At 52.0% G+C, this 21,498-nt stretch carries 21 protein-coding genes; 3 read left to right on the forward strand and 18 right to left on the reverse strand.

Annotation, left to right across the window (positions count from 1 at the left end; all coding sequences use genetic code 11):
• Positions 1–110: 110 nt before the first annotated feature.
• On the reverse strand, positions 111–1,100 hold the full coding sequence (locus tag Q366_RS15085) for an aldo/keto reductase (protein WP_035240503.1): 990 nt from the start codon (positions 1,098–1,100) through the stop codon (positions 111–113).
• A gap of 189 nt (positions 1,101–1,289) precedes the next feature.
• On the opposite strand from Q366_RS15085, the gene Q366_RS15090 reads away from it, so the two are divergent.
• On the forward strand, positions 1,290–2,213 hold the full coding sequence (locus Q366_RS15090) for an AraC family transcriptional regulator (protein WP_035240505.1): 924 nt from the start codon (positions 1,290–1,292) through the stop codon (positions 2,211–2,213).
• Positions 2,214–2,242: 29 nt separating this feature from the next.
• On the opposite strand, the gene Q366_RS15095 is transcribed toward Q366_RS15090, so the two are convergent.
• Both Q366_RS15095 and Q366_RS15100 read right to left on the reverse strand, forming a co-directional pair.
• The gene (locus tag Q366_RS15095) at positions 2,243–2,608 is read right to left on the reverse strand and encodes a radical SAM/SPASM domain-containing protein (protein ID WP_035240507.1); all 366 of its coding nucleotides are present in this window, start codon (positions 2,606–2,608) and stop codon (positions 2,243–2,245) included.
• Positions 2,605–2,994 carry a class I SAM-dependent methyltransferase gene (locus Q366_RS15100; RefSeq protein ID WP_245619981.1) on the reverse strand — a complete coding sequence of 130 codons (390 nt, stop codon included), beginning with the start codon at positions 2,992–2,994 and terminating at the stop codon, positions 2,605–2,607. Before Q366_RS15100 ends, Q366_RS15095 begins: the two co-directional genes overlap by 4 nt.
• Before the next feature lie 287 nt (positions 2,995–3,281).
• Between Q366_RS15100 and Q366_RS15105 the strand changes: the two genes are divergently transcribed.
• Together Q366_RS15105 and Q366_RS15110 are read left to right on the forward strand one after the other, a co-directional pair.
• The gene (locus tag Q366_RS15105; protein ID WP_035240511.1) at positions 3,282–3,581 is read left to right on the forward strand and encodes a type II toxin-antitoxin system RelE/ParE family toxin; all 300 of its coding nucleotides are present in this window, start codon (positions 3,282–3,284) and stop codon (positions 3,579–3,581) included.
• Between the two features lie 3 nt (positions 3,582–3,584).
• Entirely contained in the window at positions 3,585–3,863 is a 279-nt protein-coding gene (locus Q366_RS15110) for an addiction module antidote protein (protein WP_035240513.1), read from the forward strand.
• Between the two features lie 54 nt (positions 3,864–3,917).
• Here Q366_RS15110 and Q366_RS15115 read toward each other — a convergent pair whose 3' ends face one another.
• From Q366_RS15115 to Q366_RS15185, 15 genes are all read right to left on the reverse strand, one after another.
• Complete coding sequence (locus Q366_RS15115) at positions 3,918–4,988, reverse strand: radical SAM/SPASM domain-containing protein (RefSeq protein ID WP_051958087.1); 1,071 nt, start codon at positions 4,986–4,988, stop codon at positions 3,918–3,920.
• Complete coding sequence (locus Q366_RS15120) at positions 4,985–8,089, reverse strand: methyltransferase domain-containing protein (RefSeq protein WP_035240514.1); 3,105 nt, start codon at positions 8,087–8,089, stop codon at positions 4,985–4,987. Before Q366_RS15120 ends, Q366_RS15115 begins: the two co-directional genes overlap by 4 nt.
• A complete protein-coding gene (locus Q366_RS15125; RefSeq protein ID WP_035240515.1) occupies positions 8,083–8,796 on the reverse strand; it encodes a glycosyltransferase family 25 protein in 714 nt (237 codons plus the stop codon). Before Q366_RS15125 ends, Q366_RS15120 begins: the two co-directional genes overlap by 7 nt.
• Positions 8,793–9,401 (reverse strand): glycerol-3-phosphate acyltransferase, encoded by a 609-nt coding sequence (locus Q366_RS15130; protein ID WP_245619982.1) that lies wholly within the window; start codon positions 9,399–9,401, stop codon positions 8,793–8,795. Before Q366_RS15130 ends, Q366_RS15125 begins: the two co-directional genes overlap by 4 nt.
• Positions 9,401–10,267: a hotdog family protein gene (locus Q366_RS15135; protein WP_035240516.1), complete on the reverse strand. Its 867-nt coding sequence runs from the start codon at positions 10,265–10,267 to the stop codon at positions 9,401–9,403. Before Q366_RS15135 ends, Q366_RS15130 begins: the two co-directional genes overlap by 1 nt.
• Position 10,268: 1 nt before the next feature.
• The gene (locus Q366_RS15140; protein ID WP_035240517.1) at positions 10,269–11,315 is read right to left on the reverse strand and encodes a radical SAM protein; all 1,047 of its coding nucleotides are present in this window, start codon (positions 11,313–11,315) and stop codon (positions 10,269–10,271) included.
• 11 nt (positions 11,316–11,326) lie between these two features.
• On the reverse strand, positions 11,327–11,587 hold the full coding sequence (locus Q366_RS15145; protein WP_035240518.1) for an acyl carrier protein: 261 nt from the start codon (positions 11,585–11,587) through the stop codon (positions 11,327–11,329).
• A 99-nt stretch (positions 11,588–11,686) separates the two neighbouring features.
• Positions 11,687–12,373 (reverse strand): DUF4276 family protein, encoded by a 687-nt coding sequence (locus Q366_RS15150; RefSeq protein WP_035240519.1) that lies wholly within the window; start codon positions 12,371–12,373, stop codon positions 11,687–11,689.
• Entirely contained in the window at positions 12,366–13,499 is a 1,134-nt protein-coding gene (locus Q366_RS15155; RefSeq protein ID WP_035240520.1) for an AAA family ATPase, read from the reverse strand. The genes Q366_RS15150 and Q366_RS15155 overlap by 8 nt, the downstream gene beginning before the upstream one ends.
• Before the next feature lie 35 nt (positions 13,500–13,534).
• A complete protein-coding gene (locus Q366_RS15160) occupies positions 13,535–13,954 on the reverse strand; it encodes an ApeI family dehydratase (RefSeq protein ID WP_035240521.1) in 420 nt (139 codons plus the stop codon).
• A complete protein-coding gene (locus Q366_RS15165) occupies positions 13,951–14,214 on the reverse strand; it encodes a phosphopantetheine-binding protein (protein WP_035240522.1) in 264 nt (87 codons plus the stop codon). Before Q366_RS15165 ends, Q366_RS15160 begins: the two co-directional genes overlap by 4 nt.
• 44 nt (positions 14,215–14,258) lie before the next feature.
• Positions 14,259–17,624 (reverse strand): DegV family protein, encoded by a 3,366-nt coding sequence (locus tag Q366_RS15170; protein WP_035240523.1) that lies wholly within the window; start codon positions 17,622–17,624, stop codon positions 14,259–14,261.
• Positions 17,625–17,628: 4 nt separating this feature from the next.
• Positions 17,629–18,066: an acyl-CoA thioesterase gene (locus Q366_RS15175; protein ID WP_035240524.1), complete on the reverse strand. Its 438-nt coding sequence runs from the start codon at positions 18,064–18,066 to the stop codon at positions 17,629–17,631.
• Positions 18,060–19,058: a radical SAM protein gene (locus Q366_RS15180; RefSeq protein WP_035240525.1), complete on the reverse strand. Its 999-nt coding sequence runs from the start codon at positions 19,056–19,058 to the stop codon at positions 18,060–18,062. Before Q366_RS15180 ends, Q366_RS15175 begins: the two co-directional genes overlap by 7 nt.
• 179 nt (positions 19,059–19,237) lie before the next feature.
• Positions 19,238–21,421 (reverse strand): beta-ketoacyl-[acyl-carrier-protein] synthase family protein, encoded by a 2,184-nt coding sequence (locus Q366_RS15185; RefSeq protein ID WP_035240526.1) that lies wholly within the window; start codon positions 21,419–21,421, stop codon positions 19,238–19,240.
• Between the last annotated feature and the right edge of the window lie 77 nt (positions 21,422–21,498).

Below are 21,498 nucleotides of genomic sequence, written 5' to 3' on the forward strand. Positions count from 1 at the left end.
CCGGGCCGTAATAATTCCTGCTCGTGCACATGCAGCCAAGGCCGAAGGCAGAATTTTATCAAGTTTGTGCTTTTGCATTTTAAGCGCTCCTGTTCTAGTCAAATCATTGATCAGCGATTGACTCGTTTCTGTAGATTGGCCGGGTACCTGTCTCCAAGCACTTTAATTTTCGAAATGGCGTTTTCGATGCCGTCTATATCTTCCTTTGTCAGTTCCACGTTTTCCGCACCAAGATTCTCTTCCAGGCGATGAAGCCTGGTGGTTCCCGGAATCGGTACGATCCACGGTTTCCGGGCCAGGAGCCAGGCAAGGGCGATCTGTGATGGCGTTGCGCCCTTGGACGTAGCAACGGCCTCAATACGTTTAACCAGGGTTTGGTTTGCCTTGCGCGCTTCGGGAGAAAAACGGGGTACGATGTTCCGGAAATCATCTTTGGTGAATGGCGTATTTTCATTGATCTTACCGGTCAGGAAACCTTTCCCAAGCGGGCTGAATGGCACAAATCCAATACCCAGTTCCTCCAGTGTCGGCAGGATTTCCTTTTCGGGTTCGCGCCACCAGAGAGAATACTCACTCTGAAGCGCTGTCACAGGCTGAACCGCATGGGCGCGGCGGATGGTTTGCGCCCCGGCTTCGGACAGGCCAAAGTGCTTCACTTTGCCTTCCGCAATCAGTTCCTTGACTGTTCCGGCGACATCTTCAATGGGCACGTCGGGGTCAACCCGGTGCTGATAAAGCAGATCAATGCGGTCGGTTCGCAAACGCTTCAGGAAGCTGCCGATGACGTTCCTGATATGCTCCGGACGGCTGTTCAGAATCTGCTGTCTCCCGTCGTCTCCGAAGGTGAAGCCGAATTTGGTGGCGATAACCACTTGGTCGCGGACTGGTTCCAGCGCCTCTCCAACCAGTTCCTCATTGATAAATGGTCCGTAGCACTCTGCCGTATCAAAGAAGGTCACCCCATTGTCCACGGCTGTGCGAATCAGCTTGATCCCCTCTGATTTTTCTGTTGCCGGTCCATAGCCGTAGCTCAGTCCCATGCATCCCAGCCCCATGGCCGAGACTTCCAGACCGCTGTTGCCAAGTTTGCGTTTTTTCATATGGCGTCTCCTTTTAAAATCCTGTCTCATTTATGTTGCAATAATATAGCAACATGCACAAACCCAGGTAGACCAATCCTGTCGAATGGTTGCCTATTCCTCTGTGGGCTGGCAAAAAAAACATTGATGTATTACGATTGAACGCGTAGCATGGATAGGCAATAAAGGCTAAAACAATGAGGCAAATCTATGAAAAAATGTGATATTGCGTTAGAGTTCGCTATGAACGGCTTAGTGGAAAGCATTGCCCGATTAACTGAAAATGGAGAGTTGCGCACAACATCCGTTCCCGGATTATCGCTCTTTCGAAAAACAGAACCCTCCGAGCCGGTCACAGGAATGTACGAGCCGAGCGTCTGCCTGATTGCCCAGGGGGCTAAACGAGTGTTGCTGGGGGATGATACATATGTATACGATGCAAGCCGTTATTTATTTTCGGGATTACATTTACCCGTAATTGCGCAGGTAATCGAGGCAAGCCAGGAAAAACCATACCTGGGCTTCAGATTGACTTTTGATTATCGCGATATATCTCAACTGATGGCGGACAGCCAGCTCCCGGCACCGCGAGTCAGGAAAACAGACAGGGGCATGGCTACCGGAGAATTGACAGTGCCGTTACTGAATGCGTTTCAGCGGCTGGTGGACCTGCTTGACCAAAAACAAGACATTCCGATTCTGTCGCCTGTTATTCAGCGTGAGATTTTTTATCGATTACTGGTGGGAGAACAGGGGGCCATATTGCGTCAGCTTGCAGTGACAGGTACCCAAAGCCAGCAGGTTGCCCAAGCCGTATTGTGGCTAAAATCAAATTTTTCACAGCCATTGCGAGTCGATGAACTAGCTGAAATGGCTAATATGGGAACATCAACCTTTCATCACCATTTTCGCAGCATGACGGCACTTAGCCCACTTCAGTACCAGAAGCAACTGCGGTTACAAGAAGCACGGAGACTGATGCTGATCGAACATATTGATGCCGCCTCCGCTGCATTTCAAGTTGGCTACGAAAGCCCATCACAGTTCAGTCGTGAATACAGCCGCCTATATGGAGCACCACCGGTACGGGACATCATGGCCCTGCGCCAGCAGGCGACAAGTGTAAGTGGGTAAACACATTCCTTGCTGCCAATTAAGCGGGATCAACCGGGCCCAACGCCGTTTAACTTTGGGGGGGTAAGGTTGTCCGGATTTCGCCAGCACAGGGGATCCGACGCCAGGAGATCGCCGGTGACCTGGAAGGCTGCGCCCCGGCACCCGTAGCAGGTGTCACTCTTTTCACAGGTGCGGCAGAATCCCTTAATGGTCTGCCGGTGATTTTTCAGCAGGGCAAGTTCCCGGGCAAAATCAGGGGTAATGCCGGTGCCGTTGGTAAACATTTTCGTTTCAAGATGGTGGCTTTTTAAAAATTCGATGACCTCCCGGATATGGGGATAGATGCTGGGCTCTCCGCCCAGGAGAATAAATTTTCCGGCACAACCAATGTTATGACTGCTACAGATATTCATGGGGACGCCTTTGCGACAAACCAGACGGTTTCCGGGTTGTTACCGGATACTTTGGTGTATTCCATCCTGAAATCCGCCTTGTTGATAAGATCTGCGATGGCTTGCACAGACAGGTAATGGGGAACCACCCCTTTTAATTTCAGTTTCAGCGCTTCAATAGGCCAGACCCGTGTCGGTTTTGCGGCCGGGGGAATAATCGCCCTGAGAATAAGGGTTCCGCCGGGCGCCATAACTGCCCTGATTTTTGTTAAGGTCTGCCTGAATTCATCAGGTGTTAAAAAATGGGCCATATCCAGCATCAGGGCCATGTGGACAGGTTCTGAAACATTCGGGATATCCGGCATCGCTTCAAAAATTCTGGGCCGGGTGAAATCCGGTGATATCATTCTGCTCCACGATTCAAAGCCCTGGGTCAAAAAACCGGAAAATCCGGATAACACAGTTCTGACCTCATTTTAAACCGAACTTGAGCGTATATTGAATGGACTTGAAACCCGGAAGATCCCGGTGGTGCCGTTATCGGAACTGACCGGGCAGGCGGTCATGGAACAGGTGAAAAGAGACGCTGCCCGTTCCCGAAGGGGTTTGAAAAAATTAAATTATCGCTCTTCGGATAGCCGCACTTCCATTTTTATATTTGACATAATGTATCTTGCGAGATACATATATAGCTATGAAATATACACTGGAAAGCACCTGGCAGTATGACAAATGGTTCAGAAAACTGAAGGATGGTTCTTCCAAAATCAAAATTCTGGCCAGGCTCTCTCGTGTTGAGAACGGCAACTTCGGGGATTTCAAACAACTGGGAAGCAAGCTATACGAATTGCGGCTGTTCTTCGGCCCTGGATTAAAAATTTATTATACCATTAAGGACGGACGAATAGTTCTTCTGCTGGCCGGTGGCGACAAATCCGGTCAACAACAAGACATCGAGAAGGCCGAAGTTCTTTTGGAAGAAATGGAGGATTGAAAGATGGCTATCGAAACAAGATCTTTTGATATTGCTGAACACTTGAAAACGCATGAAGATGTGCGTGACTTCCTGCAGGAGGTCCTGGAAACCGGAGACGAAGCCGATTTTATTCACGCATTGAGTACGGCAGCCCGGGCCATGGGCATGACGGAGGTTGCCAGAAAGGCGGGGGTAACCCGCGCAAGCCTTTACAAATCCCTTTCCGAAGGGGGCAATCCAAGGTTTTCCACCATCAGCAAGGTAACCCGCGCTTTAGGCTGTAAATTGGCAGTCGCCTAACGTTGATATTTTTTTTATGTTGCTTGAAAATCAATTTAATTGGAGTTTGAACGATTAAATTGTGGATTTAAGATTATCCGGATTTCGCCAGCACAAGGGATCCGAAGCCAAAAGATCGCCGGTGACCTGGAAGGCTGCGCCCCGGCACCCGTAACAGGTGTCATTTTTTTCACAGGTGCGGCAAAATCCCTTGATGGTCTGCCGGTGATTTTTCAACAGGGCAAGTTCCCGTGAATGGTCCAGAATATCCTTAAGGCCGGTTTCCCGTATGTTTCCTATGGGTTTTGTAATGCCCACACAGGGCTGGACATTGCCGATGGAGGTGACCATGCAGGAAAACTGGTGCCGCATGCACTGGTTGCCCATGAGCGGCGGCTGGGGGTCCCATTCAATGCCGTAGCGTTCCCGGTCAACGGCACAGATCTCCTCGAACACCGCTTTAAGCTCCAGGGGGGTCAGTTCAAGGGCGGCATTATTTTTTGCCTGGCCCTGGGGGGTAATGATTTCAAAATAGGGTGCCATGTTGTTGTCCCTGATCCAGGACCACAGGTCAGTCAGTTCATTCCGGTTCTGGCGGCAGATAATGGTGCTCAACGCCAGGAACGCGTCCTTGGCTGGATAGCCTGCTGCCTTAAGGTTGCCCAGGGCATTGCGGATAATGTTAAACGCCCCTTTTTTGCCTGCAAGGGCATCCTGCCTGTCTTCATCAAAGGAGTTCATTTTCAGGACAACCCTGACCCCGCCTGCATGAAGTTCCCGGGCAAAATCAGGGGTAATGCCGGTGCCGTTGGTAAACATTTCTATTTCAAGATGGTGGCTTTTTAAAAATGCAATAACCTCCCGGATATGGGGGTAGATGCTGGGCTCTCCGCCCAGGAGAATAAATTTTCCGGCCCCAAGTGCTTTGGCCTGGAGAATAACCTCAAAAATCTCGTCCAGGCTGAGTTCATTATCAAAATATGAATCATGGGGCACATAGCAGTAGGTGCAGCGAAAATTGCACCGCAGGCTTAACTCAATTTCCATGGAGAGAAGCCGGTTGCCGGATACGGCCTGATCGATCTTTTGTCTGGAAAATTCAAAATTTCCGGCACAACCAATGTTATGACTGGTACAGATACTCATGGGGACACCTTTGCGACAAACCAGACGGTTTCCGGGTTGTTACCGGATACTTTGGTGTATTCCATCCTGAAATCCGCCTCGTTGATAAAATCTGTGATGGCTTGCACAGACAGGTAATGGGGAACCACCCCTTTTAATTTCAGCTTCAGCGCTTCAATGGCCCAGACCCGGGTTGGTTTTGCGGCCGGGGGAATAATCGCCCTGAGAATAAGGGTACCGCCGGACGCCATAACTGCCCTGATTTTTGTTAAGGTCTGCCTGAATTCATCAGGTGTTAGAAAATGGGCCATATCCAGCATCAGGGCCATGTGGACAGGTTCTGAAACATTCGGGATATCCGGGGCGTGGCCCTGATCAACACGTCCCTGGCCTGAAATTGCCATGGCACTGATCCGTTGGCTTTCAGGATCCGGCTCCAGGCCGGATATACGGGCATGGGGAAACAGTTCAAGGAGAAAACAGGCCGGCACACCCAGCCCGGTGCCGATGTCCAGTATCCGGGAAATATTTTCCCTGCCTGCCAAAAGGCCTGGCAGCTCCCTGAACATGGGGTCCAGCTTCAGCTTAAAACGGACGAACATTCTGGGGTATGCCTCGGCTGTGCGGTACCTGGCGAGAATCCGGGATGGGACAGGTATAGCCATTTCCGGATTCCTGCCCGCCGGCGGTTCAGCGGTTTGCGACATAAAATAGCGGCGCAGCAGGGGCGGCAGAATCAAAAACGCGCCCCCAAGGCAAAAGCCGATGCCCAGAAGGGAGGAAAGGCCGGCACTTTGCAAAAGCGAATGCTCGGCCAGGCACATCACCCCGAATCCGATCATGGTGGAAATGCCTGCCACGAATACGGCCAGGCGTATCAGTTCAACCGATGGATGGGATTCGTCACGGTAGCGCTGGTAGGCGCGCACAAAGAACAGGGAGAAGTCAATGCCGATGCCGAAGACAATGATGGAGAGCATCAGCGAGGGAATGTCCAGGTCGTGTCCAATAAGTTTCATGGTGCCCAGGGTGCCGATAAAGGCAAAAAAGACCGGCAGCATGGTGATGATGGTGAGTTTGATGTCCAGGAAAAAGACAAAAAGCAGGATCAGAACAGCCCCTGCAATAATGAAGAACATCTTGACAAAGGTTGAACACAAAATGGCGCCCAGGGTGGTGGAAAAAAGCTGGGGTTCAAACACGGTGGCAACGCTGCTGAACGCGTCATAGAAACTTTTTTCATCCACAGCCGGGTTGCGCATCAGGCTTGTGGTCCAGACCCAGTGGCCCCCATCTGTCCCGGGTTGGGATATGCCCATCATGGGATAAAGGGCCTGGGGAATTGCCACGGGTCCGTCCGGAAGGCCGGCCGGGACAAGAAGGCTTAAAAACGAGTCAAAGGCATCCCGGGTGAAACCGAGTTGCCCGGCCTCCCGGACCAGGGTCTGTTTAAAGGCACTGACCCGTTCCGGAGTCCAGAATTGTACCCAGGCCTGGTAGTTCTCCTGTTTTTTTGCCTTTCCCGGAAATATCATTGAAAGGGTTGTGCCCGACGCCGGAATCCCTTGGGTCTGAACGGCAGAAACCTTATCCGCCAGCTGGTCGCTTAAATCCTGGAGTTCCGGGACCGAGCCCGCAGTCAGCATGAGGTGGGATTTGCCTGTAAACCCTTTACCCCAGGTTTCATAGAATTTTGTATCCGCATCCCGGGTTTCCCGGCTCACCGTACTCATGGCAGACAGGTCCACATGAAAAACAGGCCAGGCAAACCACACCAGGATCAGCGTCAGTACCAGGGCAAACCAGGCCCCTGCGTTACCGGGAATAATCAGGGCATTGACCAGCCGTTTTAAAGGGAGGGCCCGGGGCCTGGCCGGGCCAAGCATGGGTACGATCCTTGGAAACAGGGAATGAATAAAGACAAAGGAGAATCCCATGCCAAGGGCTGTAAATTTGCCAAGCTCTTCAAGGATTTTAAAATCACTCATCCCCAGGGAGAGAAACGCGCATACCGTGGTCAGGGTGGCGATAAGACCCACGGCCCGCACTTGTGCGGATGCATGTCTGCCAGATGTTTTCCGGGGCTGGTCCAGGAAGAGCAGATAGGTAATGCCGTGGTCTATGGTGATGGAGATGATGGCCCCGCCAAATCCAAGGACAATCAGGGAGATACTGTCATATAACAGAGAATAGGTAAAAAGGCCCGCAATGGTGCCGAACATGGCGGGAACCAGGGCCAAAAGCCCGATCCATGGCCGGGGAAAGGCTAAGAACAATAGAAGAACGATGGCTGCCGTGGCAATGAAAATGGCGTTTTGGACATCGTGTTTAATTATTCTTTCATTGTCATAGGCAGCCCTGAATGCCCCTACTGAGGTAAGTACGGCATGCTCTCCGGGCCGGGAAAACCCTGTCTGGGCACGGGTCTGGATAGCATGGATCAGATCCATGGCCCGGGTTGAAAATTTTGAATCCGTGCCCGAGCTTTTCGGGGTGGCCATGATCAGGCAGTGCCTGGAATCACCGGATAAAAGTTTTCCTTTGTAAATATTGAACTCGTCAACCGGCGCCAGGGACTTCAGCCTTGAAAGCACAATGTTTTTCAACCCTAATGGATCAAGGGAGATGAATTCAGATGTGCCAACCTCTTCCAGGCCCAGCAGTCTGGCATGGGTCTGGCCCAGGGTTTCCCGGATGGCACCAGGTGCCAGTAAAGGTGCAATATCGGTTTCAAGCTGGGTGCGGGTGAATTGAAAAGGCAGGGTCTTTACCACCTGGGTCATCAATTCCGGCATGATCTCCTGGTAGTGATCCATTCCCACACTGCTGAACAGTCCGGATGCCCAAAGCGTTTCCTCCACCATGGCGGCAAGTTTTACCAGTCGTTCCGGATCCCGGGTGCCAAGGCCTGCACTAATAACGACCCGGTCCTGGATGGGGTGGTGGTCAAAAAAATAAAGGGCATCACGGATCACCGGGTTGTGTGTTGGAAGCGATGCCGTGATATCGGTTTCTATATGAAGCCTTTGGAAACTGACAAAAAGCATCAATGCCGCACTAAGGATCGTGATGATTAACAGACCGATGTTCAGTTGTTTGTCGCGTTGTGTTGCATTTACCACAGGCACACCCCAAGGAACCCGAGAACCGCTAAATGACCGATAATAATCATCGGGCGGTGGGCATGAAAAAATTCGTTCATCATCTGGATGAATCCAAGGCCGCCAAAACAGCGCCGGAACCTGTCCAGGCCCCGGCAGGCATCATTGTCTGTTTCCGCATTGCTCTGGAAGGCAAAAAAAGGCGTTGTTCCCAGGTAGTCGTCACTAAGATTTCTGAGCATCACATCATAGGGTATCCCGCGCCAGGACTGGCTTGCGATCTTTTTGCCAAAGGTGCGGCTGACCGCATAGGCATGGGTCAAGGCATGATACCTGATTTTTTTTACCCCTGGATTGCCGGTTTTTGAACTGCCCTTGATCAGACAACCGAAAAAGAGCAGGGTCCAGGTGCTGCAGGCTGACAGATGTTGAACAGCACCTCTTAATCTCTTTGGGTCATACCGATGAAACACCACGTCATCCTCAAACACCACCCAGGCCCGAGCCCCGGCATCAATGGCTTTTTCCATGCACAGCAGATGGGATGCAAAGATTCCCCGGCAGGGGTCGTTGCGGTCTTTATCCACCAGGATAAATTCAATCCGTTTTCCAATGCCCATGCGTGAAAATTCAACCCCGGCCCGTTCCCGGCGGTCAGTACGGTCCCGGAGGGAGATGCAGTACAGCTTGTCAAAAAAGGCCCAGGGGGTTTCAGGTTCAGGTGTCATGGCCTGTCATTCGCTATTTTTTTTGAAACGTCCATACAATGATTCCCGGATACAAAGGCAAGCCAGTTGCTTCGGTGGTTCAGCACGATAAATCCCATGCATACAATCACCCCAGCGATTCCCGGAAAATCGGTTCCGGATATCCGGGCAAGGCCCATGCCGATAATGGCCACAAGCACCATGGAGCCTGCAAAGGGTTGCCGGAAAAACAGATATCCGGCACACCAGCCGGCAAGGGAAAGCACTGTAAATAAAGGGGTTAGAAACAGGGAGAAACCAATGAAATGGGCAACGCCTTTTCCCCCTTTAAATCCGTGGAAACAGGGGAAGCGGTTCCCAAGGAGCAGAAAAAATCCCACCCAGAGGGTTGCGGGCACAGACAGAAACCGGGCGGCAGCCGCTGAAATCAGAAACGCCTTTCCCACATCGGCCATGAGAACAAATCCGGCCCATTTCATCCCCAGGATTCTGTAAATATTGGTTGTGCCGGCATTTTTGCTGAACAGGGTCCGGGGATCTTTTTTCGTTTTCAGTTGCAGCACAAGGATGGAAACGTTCAAAGCGCCTGCAGCATAGGCAATCAGGCAGAAAAGCGCAAACATCATTAGGCACCCTCCCTGATCCATGCAGGCGGGGTGATGGTCCCGCCGCTGACATCCCGCATCATCACCCCGGACACGGCTTCACACAGATCGCCCTGGTCATCGAAAATCCATATGTCAAACCCCAGGGTTCCGTGGATCTGGTATTGGGGGATCACCCGGGCAGTATACGCCTCATGTTCAACCGTGGGCTTGTAAATGACCCGTTTGTCAAATCCCACCGGAAAAGCCACAATGCCGAAAAACCGCTGGCTCCAGACACATCCGGCATGGAAGGCACCGTCCAGGGAAAATCCCGATCCCAGCACCGTTTTCAAGGGATCGTCTGTATCCTCCGGCATCGCTTTAAGTGTTGCTGACGCGCCGGACCGGGAAAGCTGCAATTCACCTGTAATGGAGTGAAAGGCAGGCCTGAATGGAACCAGTTCCCGGTATATGGCGGCAGCGGCCACATGAAACACCGGCTCACTGAATTCATGCATCCGGGCAGATGACAAGTTTGGGGCAGGTTCTGTTTTAGTGCTGAAGGTTGCTGTGCAATGCACCCTGAGCCGTGTCATGGCCCCGTTTTTTATGGGAACCCGGGTGGCCAGGGAGAGCGTGATCCGGTTATCGTCAATGCGGCGGATATTGCACAGCGCCCCAATGGTTTTCTGCCCCGGTTCAAGCACAAGAAATTTGTTGAACCGTACATCCGCCATATGCCAGGGGGCTGCGGCAGACGGAAGAAAGTTGTGTGCCTGAATTGATCCGGCCAGGACCTTCAACGCCTCCACAGCCGGAAAAACCGCCTGGCCTGCAAAACAATGGTCCATGAAGTGGGGATATACGGCAATGGTTAACGGAACCTGGGTAACCGATCTGTCCATATCAGGTTCTGCTTGGCGGGTCTACGAATTTGGGGCTTAGGTTTTCCCCTTTTTCATACCCCATCACCCATACGGCCAGATAGGTATCCACATAATCCAGCCAGGCCTTGAAGGTTTCAGGATTGGTGGCGTGTCTGAAAAGCCGTGCCGTGACAACGGCACTGCCGGCCGCGTAGTGGCGGCAGTCCGCACAGTCCGTATCCGGAACACAGCATGCCGCGTTTCTGTCCCAGGTCAGATCTGCCCGGTATTGCCTGAAGGTTCTGCCCAGGCCCACATCTTCATGGGGATTCATTCTCGGATAAGAGCATTGAAACAGATCATGCAGACCCTTCTCATAGGTATGGGCCAGGATGTTATAGTGGGAAAAGAGCAGATGTTCAGGATAGGTCCCAAGCATTTCCAGCATGACATCCCGGGTCTTGGCCAGTGTCTGCCGGGTGTGCCGAAGGTCTCCCTTATAGCCAACCGGCGCGGAAAACATATTAAAGGTGAAGCGGCAGCCGTTTTCCGCAAGTATGGGTGCCACATCCCGTATCTCGTCAATATTGCTGCGGGTAAAGGTATAGACAAACACAGCCCTGGGATCGTCTTTGTAATTTTCGATCTGTTTTTCAAGCAGGCGGTCTGCCCTGCGGACAGCCTGGCTTGTCCGGTCATTGCCCCACACGGAGATGTGAATCCTGTATCCCACGCTTTCGGGTATGAATTTTAACCCGTTGGATGCGATGGCGCCCAGGGGGATTTCCCGGTAACAGGCTTGTAAAAGCCCGGGAACCAGGGCCGGTTCAGCCCCTGCCAGGACAACAAAGGTGATGCCCCGCTCCTTTTCTTCGGCCATCAGCTTTTGCCATGCGCCAGGGTCGTTATTTTCAGTGACAAACTGTTTGTCGCCTTCATAGAAATAACAGCCTTCACACCGGATATTGCAGCGGTTGGTCATGTCATAGGTGGATTCCCTCAGGAAAAAATACTTTTTTACCCGCTGCCATCGGCTGCGAATCACCGGATCGGACAGAATATCTGAAAATTTCCACTGTTTTTGCATGGAGCGCGCTTTTATAATTTATTGTTGATGTATTCAGCAATGAGCCGGATGTTGGTCAGTTTGGGGTAGTCATCCTCGTCAATACGGATGCCGTATTCATCCTGGATCACCAGGGCCACGGTGGCAAGGTCCATGCTGTCAATACCGACTTCATCCACAAGGTCCATTTCCGGATCAAAGGTTTCAGGCGTCACATCTTCAATCATGAGTTCATCAATAATAATCCGGGCCACATGGATAATGACCTCGTCAATGGTTTTTACTTTGTTCATTTTTTGATTTTTCTCCCTTTTATAATTTTAAAGCGTCTTAACATATTCCTGCCAGGATATCCATTTCAGGATTCCGGGGTCAAGGGTAACAGAAATCATTCATTGGCAACCGCTCTGGAGCGCTTCAAAAACTGTCAGCCACGCATCAAAAAGAGGACATGCGTTTCGAATCTTGTCTATGCCGATCTCTTTGGCAATGGTTATGCCCATGGTTGTTTTAAGGAACTTCCCATTGGCTGACCAGGCGTCAAGTCGCTTGGAAGGAGCCGTCATGGGATTATTATTAATTTTTTCAGGTGATCCGCACGCTGAAACAACCGTTGCCACTTTAGATTCATCTATCCCCAGTTGTCCGGCAAGAATCCCGGCATCGCTGAAAAGCAGTGCCTCAAACTCATGCACTGCGACAAAAGGTATAAATCTGCGTTCTGCCTGACGGCCGGGAAAAAGCGAGACAACCTGCGTTCTGGTTGCCCCATTGATCGTTCCGGCAATTTGAGCAGGAGACGCGTTCGGCGGCACCAGATCAAGTCCAGGCCATTCTTTGATCCCATAGTAATCAATAAAGGTTGTCACATAGGTATCAGCGCGTTGTTTCAGATGATTTTCCAAATCCCGCCGCACACGGGAGAAACGGACATCCCCACCCTTTTGCCCGGGTTTTGATATCTGTGTGGCACGCATCCCTATATTCTTATGCCCTATATAAGGTGCTAAAATCCGCTCAATAAAAATTTGCTCTGTTTTGCCCTCCACAATGGCAATGACCTCAATGTAATTATTCATAAACCGGCCCCCCGGCAATGACGTTTTTTGACCAGAGTTCGCCAACTGAGTAATCGTCCAGCCATGCTGAAAAGTCTTTTTCCTTAAGCCGTTCAAAAGTTGAGGCACCATCTCGACGGTTCATCACGATGATATCTTCAATGCCAAATTGATCAATAAGCGCAGGAGACTGGGTTGCTACAATAACTTGAGTTTGTTTTGAGGCTGCCTGTATCAGTTCAGCAAGCACCACGATTGCGGCCGGATGCAGGCCCAATTCGGGTTCATCAATGATAATGGTTGAAGGAGGACTGGGTTGCAACAGTGCCGTGGCAAGGCAGATAAAGCGGATAGAACCATCCGAAAAATGATAGGGCTGCATCGGAAAGTCCGACCCTTTCTGGGACCAGCTCAGTCGAACTTTTTCCGCTTCACCGCGTTTGCGCACATCTAGCCGGAAGTCATCAAAGAAAGGGATGACCAAACGGACCGCATCAATAATTTTTTTATAATAGCTGGAAAAGTATTCCTCATTTTTAAGGTGTAACAGGAACGGTGCAATATTTGCCGCATCTCCCCTTAATTTATGATAATCTTCCACGATCTCTGAACGGCGCATGGGGGAGCGCTCTCCGGTGTCATGAAAATGATAAACCATCCAATTGGAGATAGATTCATAAACGAAATGCCCTACACCGTTCCGTTCACCATTCATTGATTTTTCATTGCGTTCTTCATACAAACGGCTTTCCTTAGATGGCCCTCCATAAAGGCGCCAGTTTGTATTTATATATTTGCGTTCTTCACTGATCAAAAATTCCTCATCTGCCGTTGGGGTAAGCTCAAACCTGTATGAATTAGAGCCGGCGGAAAAACTGCTGAGCGACGCAAACTCAAACTCCATATTGATTGTTGACGTGCGTTTAGGACCATTAAAAAGAAAATTATCAGCTCCCCCGCGTTCAAGAATAAAGCGGCTCAAGTTTTTTTGTGTCATTGCCATCAACATGCGGAAAATCTGGACAAAATTACTCTTTCCAGCCCCATTTGCACCAATGATTACATTAAGGTCGCCCAGTTTGAACTCATTGAGTTCTTTAATGGATTTGAAGCCTTTTACTGTTAATTTATCTAAAGCGCCTCTCATAACAAAAACCCCTATAGTTTTATAAGGCAGGAAAGTTACATGCAATTGCCCTGTCCCGAGGGGCTGACGGTTTGGTCAACACAGATGTCAATAAATCCGGTACAGACAATCGCCTGGTCCGCCGTGAGCTTATATTCAAAGCGATCCGGGGTTTTCCCCGCCGGTTTTATCAGGACTGAAACAAGGGTGTCCGGTCTGATTAACTGTTTAAATCTGACCCGCTTGAATCCGTTAAGTTTCAGGCCGGGGCCCATTGTCCGCTGCATCAGGTCAAAAATCATGCTCATCTGGGCAATGCCCGGAACAATGGGGTTGCCCGGGAAATGTCCGTCAAACCAAGGCGAGCCGGGTCCAACGATAATCCGGGCTGTGACCACCGAGTCGTCGGGCATGCTGATCTCATGGATCTCATACCCGGATACGCCCGGGTCCGCCATATCCGCGGATGGGGTCATGATCCCCGGTTTCCGTGGTCGTTAACATACCGGGCCAGGCTATCAAGGGTCGCGAATACGGTTTCTCCCAGCTCCTTGTTGTCAATGACAACCCCGTAATCGTTCTCCAGCATCATGACCATCTCCAGAACATCAATGGAATCAAGCCCCAAAGGACCGCCTATGAGCTGGTCCTGTTCATTGATATCCCCGGGGGTTACATCCATCAGTCCCAGTGTGTCCACAATTTTTTGCTTCAGTTCGGAAATCAGCTTTTCCATAATATATCCAATAACCGTTATGGGTTTTATTTTTATTCTGTATATTAAAGGTCTTCAAAGGCGTTCATTTTTTCCTGCTCTTTTAACACATCTTTATAAATGCCGTCCCACCCCTTTTTCCTAAGGACCCTGGCATGCTGCTGCTGGAGTAATGGTTTGAACATATAAGTCCAGATACCTGTCCATAATTTCCCGGTTCCCTTGGCCCTGGCCGACGGGTCCCACCACCCCAGAACGGTCTGGCGGTGATACCAGAAAAGGTATTGGAGCTTGTCGGCACTCAGATGACGGGTTTTGACATTGGCCCACAGACCGTTATATTTTTTTAAATCCAGGGCATTGGTAACAAGCCCCTGATCCATCAGCTGCTCCCGCATGCCTGTTTTGGGATAGGGGGTCAGGATCTGGCAATAGGCGGCATCGGCATTGATCTCTTTTAAAAAACGGTAATTTTCAATGATGGCTGTCTCGTCATCACCGGGGAATCCGAAAATCAGGCCCCCGATGACCATAAGGCCGTGTTTCTGGCACAATGCCACGGCTTTTCTTGAATATTCCACAATATTGCCCTTACCTGCCACGGCAAGGTTTGTTTTTGAGACATTTTCAATCCCTAAAAATACGGATATAAAACCGGCCTGGACCATTTTCCGGATCATATCCTCATGGGTGGCCATGGTCAGGCTGTCAGCCTGGACCACCAGTTTCAGACGCCTGTATCTTTGCTGGATGATGGCATCACACAGCCGGATGACCCTATCTGTGTCCAGAACCAGGTTGTCATCCACAATAAAGGCCAGCCGGGTTTTTTTATTGTAGTAAATGTCATCAAGGTCGGCAATGACCCTGTCAATGGGATAGGTCCTGAAGGTGCGGCCGTACATGTGCTTCATGCTGCAAAAATTGCAGGAGCGGGTGCATCCCCTTGAGGTTTCCAGCACCTCGGCCTTCATGTTCATCACATGGTATCCCCAGGTCAGCCGCCGGTTGTCCCGGATGGGCGGTTTCAACGTGGAAAGATCCTGCAGTTCTCCCATGGGATTGGTGATAAATCCGGTTCCGTCTCTGTACGTCAGGGAGGGGATGTCATGGAAGGCGTCACGGCCGTCCAGGGCTTCCACCAAGCGTTTAAACGTGGTCTCGCCTTCACCCTGGACAATGAAATCAATCAGTTTGCCTTCCGGGGATTGTGTGATCTCCCGGGTCATCAGGGTGGCATGATATCCCCCGACCACGATTTTGGCACTGGGCCGGACACGTTTGATCAGGCGGATAATCCGGCAACAGGTGTCCCATTGCCAGGACATGGCTGAAAGTCCGACGATATCCGGCCCAAGCTTTATGATCTGTTTCGTCAAATAGGCGCTGATGGACCGGCGTTTCCGGATCAGGTCAATGATTCTGACCTCATGCCGTTCATGAATATTGCCGCCGATGCTGGCAATGCCAAGGCTGGGGAAATGCACAGCATCCTGGTGAATCACCAGGGGCGCCACATCCGGCATGGACAGCAGAAGTACCTTCATGGCAGACTCTCCTTGGAAAAAGGGATAATGGTGATTGAAAAGGGTGTCATGGCAAACGCGGTTATCTGCGTCCTCCGGGGCCAGTTCTTCGGGTAAAAATGCCATTCCCCAGGTGCCCGGCCCCATGTGAACACCTGATGTCAGGGACAACGGGACAAGGCAAACACGTGCCCGGGGGCAGGCCTGGCGTATTTTCGGCATGACCGAGGCCTCTACCCATGCCCTGTTGTCGGAATATTCCAGAAGTATCCTGGGTGACGCGGTTTTTCCAAACTCGCGTTCAAGCCGGTTTACGGCATATTGGATCTGGCTTTCACTGTTTCTGGCAGTGGCGACTTTTTGGGCGCCGTCTGCCCTGGGGCTGATGATGGGCCGGATGCTGAGAAGATCACCCGCCACACGGCCTGTCCTGGACAGCCTGCCCCCCATGGCCAGGTATTTAAGCTGGTTGAGGAAAAGCAGTTCGTCGCAAGCCCCAATGATTTTTAATGCATGGGCCGTCAGTTCTGCCAGATCCGTCAGGGTTCCGGATGCCAGGGCAACGGCTTCAGCAATGAGCCCGAGCCTGCCGGATGCCGCACCGGTATCCACAACCTGCATCCGTTCCGAAAGCCCGTTGGCCCCAACCCACTGGACGGCAACGTCATAATTGCCTGTATACACGGAGCCCACGCACAAATAAAGGACCGAGCGGTATTGCCCCAGCACCTTCCTGAAGGTCTCCTGGCGCTGGAATATCGAGGCCTGGGCCGTCATGACCCGTTTGCCCCGGGTCATGTCCGCATAGATCCGGGCCGGGTCTGCCAGGGTTTCAGGAAACCCGCCGTCACCGGTCACGATAAAACTGTCCATGAGCGTGATGCCAAGCGCTGCGGCCCGGTCAAGGGTGATGGAACCTGCCGCATCCGTGATGATGCCCACCGTGTTCTGGTTTGTCCGGTCCGGCGCCTTTTCTGGCCGGGTTGTGATGGGTTCGTCATCCCATGCCACAATAGATCCTATTTCAGACACCCGCTGCCTGAGCGCGTCCCTGTCCCTGGTGTGTACATGGATCTTAAGTGACTGGCCGGTTTGTGCCATAACCACGCTGTCGCCAAGGGTTCTGATCAGCGCATCCGGAGCGCTGACGCCTTGATCCGCCCGGATCTGTAAATCCACACAAAAGGCCGGTTCTGCCGATTCTTTATACCCGGCCGACACACAGAGCAGGTCCTTGAAACTTTCCATAACCGGAATGCATTGAGCCTGCCTGTTCTCAAGGGCTTTGAAGAATCCTTCAAGAAACAGAAACATCCCCAGTGCCCCGGCATCCACGACGCCCGCTTTCTGCAGAACCGGCAGCCGGGTGATGCTCTGGGCCACACTCTGTCTGAGCACTTCGGTCAGTGCGTTGGTATCAAAGAACGTTTCTTGCCGTTGGCCTTTACCTGCCCTGTCATCAAAAAACCGGGCCTGGCTCTCAAACAGGTCCAGCATGGTACCGGGCCTGGGATCGGCCACGGCTTTCATGGCCATGTTTAAGCCATGTCCCGTGGCATCGGGCAAAGATGCAGGCAACGGACAAGACAGAAAGCCTGAAAAAAAGGCTGCCGCAATATTGCCTGAATTGCCTACGGCTGACATTGACAGCTTATTAATTAATTGATTAAAGGCGTGTTGGTCAAAATCACCCCCTGAAGATATGTTGCCGGGGCCATTGACCGATTCAACCTGCTTAAACGGCGCCAGGCTGATCTTCAGGTTTTTGCCGGTATCTGAATCATGGACCGGAAAGACATTCACCTGATCCAGCAGATCGGCCCAGGCCACAATCCGTTCGTAGCCAATGGCAAGGGCTTTTGTAATTTTTTGTGTGTCAGTACATTCAAAAGGGCCTTTTGGCATGGCGTCACACCAGAAGCGATGAAATTATATCCCCGGGGAGTCTGTACTGAAGCGTCATTTCAGGAACACGCACAGCCAGTTGTTCGCTTTTTCCCCGGGCGCAGACCTGGCCCGTATCTTTAAGCCGGATTTCAAAATCCATGGCAATCTTGTATTCAGCCGCAGTCACAACCGCTTTGCAGATGAATTCGTCATGAAATTTTAAGGGCGCAATATGCTTGATGGATGAACGGCTCACCGGAAAGCTGATCTGTTTTGACATGGAGTATTCATACAGGTCAATGCCCGCGGCTTTAAACAGATCAAACCTTGCGATATCAAAGTATTTATAATAATTGCCGTGCCACATCACATGCATGGGGTCCAGGTCGTGGAACGGGACTTTGTGGATCGTTTCGATCTGCCTGTAGACCGGCTTTTTATTTTCGTTTTTTTTTACCATGGAATGAACTGATACAGTTTGGCGAACATTTCATAAACCGTTATCCAGTTCTGCAGATCCCGGGTGCTGTTCATGTGGGCCCGTTTGTTGACCATGACCCAGCTCATGTGGGCTGCGCCGTCCTTGCAGGTTTTGCAGTCCCGGGTTTCAGAGGTGCAGCAGCGGTGCATGGTTTTAAGGTCCGAAGCCCAGCGGATGAAGTTGGTCAGCCGTTTGGGGTTATTTTTCCGGCTGTCCAGGGGCTGGGTTACCGAGGGGCATTCCGGCCACCCGAAAGGCCTGCCCAGCATGGTGCCTGTGGTAATAATTTTGTGGTAGTATTTTGAGGAGACCACTGTATCCGGATAGCGGTCCAGCAATTCGTCCATCTCCCGGCACACGGCGGCAAGTTCAGGTTCTGTCCAGCTGAATCCGTCCACGCCTTCGTCATTGGACAGAAGCTGCATATGCACTTTGAGTCCGACATTGCGGATTTTCCGGATAATGGGCTCGATATTTCCCACCAGCCTGGGGGTAATGGTCAGAAGATAGTAAACATGGGGATCGCCTTCATAGTGGCGGCTGGATATGGCAAAGGTATCCTTTCCCCTTAATGTTTTTTCGTCGTCGCTGCTGCCCCACAGCGAAATGCCCACCATCATATCCGGGAAACGGTCCCTGGGCACTTTGATCAGCCCGTTTGTGGCAACAAAGGCGGGCATGCGTTTATAAAACGCCTCAACCCGGTCCAGGCAGAGGGTGGGTTCCCCGCCGATGAGAATGGCGAGGTTGACGCCCCGCTCCTTTTCCCGGTCAATAAAGGCTTCCCATTCTGAAACATCCATCTGTTCTCTGGCTGCCTCGTGTTCGCCGGATGAAAAAAAGAAACAGCCCTTGCACCGCAGATTGCAGCGGTTGGTTACATCATAGATGGAACTTCTTATGTTAAGCTTGGAAATCGCTTTATATCGTGCATACCACTGCTGGTCCAGCAGTGAACTAACTGTTTTCATAGACAGTTTCCTTGACTTGCCTGTATTAATTCTTCAAAGGTTAGGTAATATAATAAAATGACGCACCGTAAACAAGACTAAAATAGTGTCTGGACCCAAATTCGTGTTTGGACGCAAATTTTTCTGCACCGCGGCAGATGGGTGACTTTGCGTTCAAACGCTAGAATCAAAACGCGCGTTCATCCGGGCATCACCTCAACGGCTGTGAGATACCGGCCAAGGCCTAAAAGAAGAATGCCGCGGTCTTGAAGGTCTATGTATTGTCCCGGGGCATGGGGGTCAGGCAGCCTGTTGTTTTCTATCGCATCCACGGCAAGCACGGCGGCAACAGCCGGGGCCGTGGCAAACTGCCCGGTCAGACAGCGGTAATCCAGGATGGGTATGGACGATGAAAACGCGTGGGGCAACGCATCAGCCAGGGCCTTTCCCCGGACGGCACAGGCCCGGGGAATACCGGCCATGACAGCACCATACCTGTCATTGACCTCCGGCAGTTCCCGGATAAGGCCTGCCAGGGCATCTTGGGGTGGCACATTATTGTCATTTTTCATAAAAAGACGGGGAGTCAGGGTGGTTTTGCCGGGCACCGCCCCCGGGACCAGCACTAGGGCACCGCCGCCGTCCGATGCCGTGTTCCCGGGGACCACGGACATGTCAAATCTGAAAGACAGATCCTTATGGTGTTCATCTGCGCCCATGACCATCATGGGGGCATGATCCTTTTGACTTAGCATCCCGGCTGTCCAAAGGGCCTGTTCAAAGGAGGCATCCCCGCCCGTGGTGGTGATGTTTGCGCCTTTGGCACCCAGTTCCATGGCCACATGGCCCAGGGCTGCGTTGTGGACTGATCCCACAAAATCAATGGGGCTGGAGGACATTTCATTGCCTGCAAAAAGCCGCGAAAGAAAATCCCAGGTTTCCGACAAAGATCCCCAGCCGGTTCCGCCGATAATGGATGCCGGCGATATGCCGGAAATATTTTTCCCGGCCAGGACTGCCAGGGCCAGCATCAGGCGGGAAAACCGTTTCATCCGCCGCACTTTTTTCAAGGAGAGCAGGTCTGTCAGGATTTTGTCCGGGATCATTCCGGCAAGGGACTGCCCCTTGTAAAATGCGTCCAGGCTTTCAGCCGTGGTGCCCGCACCGGTCACACAGGCGTAACCCAGAACCGACATGGGACCCATCTTCGGCTCTTGCCCCCCTTTTACATCCCGGGCCCAGGCCCCGGATGTCCGGTTTTGGGTTTCTGATATCACAATGGCCGCATTATTGCCCCCAAATCCAAATGTGTTTGACAATACCCTGTGAACTGGCTTTTGTATGGGACCGGGCACCGGGATAAAATTGAGTTCAGGATCCGGTGTACTGAACCCGGTATTGCCGGGAATGATGCCTTTGGATACGGCCAGGGCGGAAATGACCGCTTCAATGGCCCCGGCAGCGGCCATGGGGTGGCCTGTGGCGCCTTTTATTGATGATGCCGCAGGTCTGTTCCGGTTAAAAAGCCGGTTCACGGCCATGGCTTCGGCCTTGTCATTGGCCTCGGTGCCGGTGCCGTGAAGGCTGATGTAATCGACCTGTTCGGGTGTGATACCGGCGTCATCCAGGGCTTTTGCCATGGCATCAAACGCCCCGTTCCCTTCGGGGTGCGGGGATGAGGCGTGGAATGCATCACAGGACAGGCCGCCGCCGGACAGTTGTGCAACGGGATTTTCAGGTCTTTGGGATACAAGCAGCAGCAGGCCTGCACCCTCGGCAACACTCATGCCGGAACGATTTTGGTCAAAGGGGCGGGCCCCGGCAGGGTCAACCACCTGCAGGGATTGAAACCCGAAACAGGTCATCCGGCACAGCGCATCTGCCCCCCCGGCCAGGACGGTTTGTGCCTGGCCCGAACGGATCATCTCCAAAGCGATTGTCAGGGCCGTGTTTCCCGAAGCGCAGGCCGTGGCCACGGTGATAGCCGGGCCGGTGCAGCCAACCAGTTCGGCAATATCCTCTGCAACCGTTCCCAGACCGTGGTATTGAAAAAGCGCTGGATCGGTTTCCTTTGCTTTAAGCAGGGATTCGCAGGTCAGCATGCCCCCGGTGGTGACCCCGAGAACAACGGCATCCGGAACCAGGCTGCATTGGGCCATGATCTGTCCGGCAGCGATCCGGGCAAGCTCGTGTGTTCTGGGCAGCGTGTTTTTGATTGTCCCGCGGACCATGCCCACCTTGGGAAACTCCGGACGGTTGAGTTGAAAAAAATCCACGGAAACCAGGCCGGATTCGCAGCGTTTAAGGGCCTGGAAGGTGCTGTCCGTCCCTGTCCCCAATGCGGAGATAATTCCCATTGCAGCAATGTAAGCACCACATGTCATAATTTAAGCTCCTATCGTCAGGCTGGTGACCGGCAAACAAGACCCTGTTGGAAAATTTTCCCATTCGAAATATCATT

Origin of the sequence: Desulfobacter vibrioformis DSM 8776 (assembly GCF_000745975.1) — a bacterium.
Taxonomy (GTDB): domain Bacteria; phylum Desulfobacterota; class Desulfobacteria; order Desulfobacterales; family Desulfobacteraceae; genus Desulfobacter; species Desulfobacter vibrioformis.

What these genes read in the sequence shown, in the direction of transcription:
- Q366_RS15115 (WP_051958087.1), bottom strand. Translation starts at nt 4,988, where the DNA reads ATGAGTATCTGTACCAGTCATAACATTGGTTGTGCCGGAAATTTTGAA.
- Q366_RS15170 (WP_035240523.1), bottom strand. Translation starts at nt 17,624, where the DNA reads ATGCCAAAAGGCCCTTTTGAATGTACTGACACACAAAAAATTACAAAA.
- Q366_RS15180 (WP_035240525.1), bottom strand. Translation starts at nt 19,058, where the DNA reads ATGAAAACAGTTAGTTCACTGCTGGACCAGCAGTGGTATGCACGATAT.
- Q366_RS15100 (WP_245619981.1), bottom strand. Translation starts at nt 2,994, where the DNA reads ATGATATCACCGGATTTCACCCGGCCCAGAATTTTTGAAGCGATGCCG.
- Q366_RS15145 (WP_035240518.1), bottom strand. Translation starts at nt 11,587, where the DNA reads ATGAACAAAGTAAAAACCATTGACGAGGTCATTATCCATGTGGCCCGG.
- Q366_RS15140 (WP_035240517.1), bottom strand. Translation starts at nt 11,315, where the DNA reads ATGCAAAAACAGTGGAAATTTTCAGATATTCTGTCCGATCCGGTGATT.
- Q366_RS15095 (WP_035240507.1), bottom strand. Translation starts at nt 2,608, where the DNA reads ATGAATATCTGTAGCAGTCATAACATTGGTTGTGCCGGAAAATTTATT.
- Q366_RS15085 (WP_035240503.1), bottom strand. Translation starts at nt 1,100, where the DNA reads ATGAAAAAACGCAAACTTGGCAACAGCGGTCTGGAAGTCTCGGCCATG.
- Q366_RS15130 (WP_245619982.1), bottom strand. Translation starts at nt 9,401, where the DNA reads ATGATGTTTGCGCTTTTCTGCCTGATTGCCTATGCTGCAGGCGCTTTG.
- Q366_RS15135 (WP_035240516.1), bottom strand. Translation starts at nt 10,267, where the DNA reads ATGGACAGATCGGTTACCCAGGTTCCGTTAACCATTGCCGTATATCCC.
- Q366_RS15155 (WP_035240520.1), bottom strand. Translation starts at nt 13,499, where the DNA reads ATGAGAGGCGCTTTAGATAAATTAACAGTAAAAGGCTTCAAATCCATT.
- Q366_RS15185 (WP_035240526.1), bottom strand. Translation starts at nt 21,421, where the DNA reads ATGACATGTGGTGCTTACATTGCTGCAATGGGAATTATCTCCGCATTG.
- Q366_RS15125 (WP_035240515.1), bottom strand. Translation starts at nt 8,796, where the DNA reads ATGACACCTGAACCTGAAACCCCCTGGGCCTTTTTTGACAAGCTGTAC.
- Q366_RS15150 (WP_035240519.1), bottom strand. Translation starts at nt 12,373, where the DNA reads ATGAATAATTACATTGAGGTCATTGCCATTGTGGAGGGCAAAACAGAG.
- Q366_RS15105 (WP_035240511.1), top strand. Translation starts at nt 3,282, where the DNA reads ATGAAATATACACTGGAAAGCACCTGGCAGTATGACAAATGGTTCAGA.
- Q366_RS15090 (WP_035240505.1), top strand. Translation starts at nt 1,290, where the DNA reads ATGAAAAAATGTGATATTGCGTTAGAGTTCGCTATGAACGGCTTAGTG.
- Q366_RS15160 (WP_035240521.1), bottom strand. Translation starts at nt 13,954, where the DNA reads ATGACCCCATCCGCGGATATGGCGGACCCGGGCGTATCCGGGTATGAG.
- Q366_RS15165 (WP_035240522.1), bottom strand. Translation starts at nt 14,214, where the DNA reads ATGGAAAAGCTGATTTCCGAACTGAAGCAAAAAATTGTGGACACACTG.
- Q366_RS15175 (WP_035240524.1), bottom strand. Translation starts at nt 18,066, where the DNA reads ATGGTAAAAAAAAACGAAAATAAAAAGCCGGTCTACAGGCAGATCGAA.
- Q366_RS15110 (WP_035240513.1), top strand. Translation starts at nt 3,585, where the DNA reads ATGGCTATCGAAACAAGATCTTTTGATATTGCTGAACACTTGAAAACG.